Below are 1,358 nucleotides of genomic sequence, written 5' to 3'. Positions count from 1 at the left end.
AAATCTATGGTCACCCCATTTTTTGCAATACTGATCATTGGATGAAATGGATGGCTTGCATAAATCTATCCGGCGTCTATTGGGCTGGTATCCCGCGCCACGATGAGTGTTCGCACCTGACGATCCTAATAAAGGGAGCGGCTTCTCAGAGCCAATTTTTCTTCCAGGATCATCGCCAGGCCGATTGGCCGTTTATTTCATCTGTTGTTCAGCTATCGCAAAACCTGATGGTGAAACACCGTGCAGCACAATGGAGTCAGGCGTTCAGCGCGCCTGGCTCCGTTTTATATTGCGAGTGTTGAGTGACAATTGCCCAAGCGATGCGTGCCAGCTTGTTGGCCAACGCGCAAGCGACGACATTGGAGGGTCGTCGTGTTGACAGCGAACGAACCCACTCCGCCAACGGGCCCTTCTGATGCTCCAGGCGCATCAGGTAGACCCGTGCGCAGAGCACCAGTAATTGTCGAAGGTGCTTGTCGCCTCGTTTGCTGATCCCCAACAATGTCTGCCTGCCACCGGTACTGAACTGGCGGGGTACCAAACCTAGAGACGCCGCAAAGTCCCGACTACTGCCGTATTGCTGTCCATCACCCATTTGCACAGCCAGCAGGCTGGCGGTGATCGGCCCGACACACGGAATACTCAGCAAACGACTGCCTAGATCATCGTCAGCCAGCTGGCTCTCAAGCTCTTCGTCCAACAGCTCGATCTGTTTGTTCAGATAGACGAAGTGATCATGCAGGCGATGCAGTAATGCAACGAGGCGTACAGGTAAGTCGTTCTCTTCGAGCACTGACGCAAGGCGTTTGATCACCGCCAGTCCAGTCGGCAAGCTCACGCCGAACTCGAGTAGGAAACCATGTAGTTGGTTCACCGTCTTGGTTCGGTCGCGGATCAACGACTCACGCATTCGGTGAGAAACAGAGAGCATTTGCTGTTCAGGTGACTTTGGCGTCACAAAACGCATGGAAGGTCGGGAAGCAGCTTCACAGATGGCCTGCGCATCGACAAAGTCATTCTTGTTGCTCTTGACGAAAGGCTTAACGAACTGAGGTGAAATCAGTTTTGCTTCATGCCCTATCGCTTTGATTTCTCGCACCAGGCAGTGCGAGCCGGCACAGGCCTCCATCACCACGGTACAGGCTGGATGATTGCCCAAAAACCGCATCATCTGCTGCCTTGAACATTTCTTGCGCAACACCTCTTTGCCGAACTTGTCTTGGGCGTGCAAGTGGAAGGAATGTTTACCGATGTCGATGCCGATCAGGGTCACGCTGTTCATGATGATGGTCTCCGAAGTAAAAGCACCCTGCGAAAGCGTACGCCTCGCAGGGTGCCGGGGTGACCATCTCATTAAG

Annotated in this window: 2 protein-coding genes; one reads left to right on the top strand and one right to left on the bottom strand. The window is 53.5% G+C overall.

The genetic code is table 11. The features are described 5' to 3' along the window. The coding region (locus KY379_RS27135; RefSeq protein ID WP_261242702.1) for a hypothetical protein at positions 1–302 on the top strand (302 nt) is incomplete at its 5' end. Here KY379_RS27135 and KY379_RS27130 read toward each other — a convergent pair. Beyond that, entirely contained in the window at positions 257–1,282 is a 1,026-nt protein-coding gene (locus KY379_RS27130; protein WP_261242703.1) for an IS110 family transposase, read from the bottom strand. The genes KY379_RS27135 and KY379_RS27130 overlap by 46 nt on opposite strands. Positions 1,283–1,358: the final 76 nt, after the last annotated feature.

Source organism: Pseudomonas sp. HD6422, from assembly GCF_025377065.1.
Taxonomy (GTDB): domain Bacteria; phylum Pseudomonadota; class Gammaproteobacteria; order Pseudomonadales; family Pseudomonadaceae; genus Aquipseudomonas; species Aquipseudomonas putida_U.
This window is presented reverse-complemented; position numbering and strand designations above follow the sequence as displayed.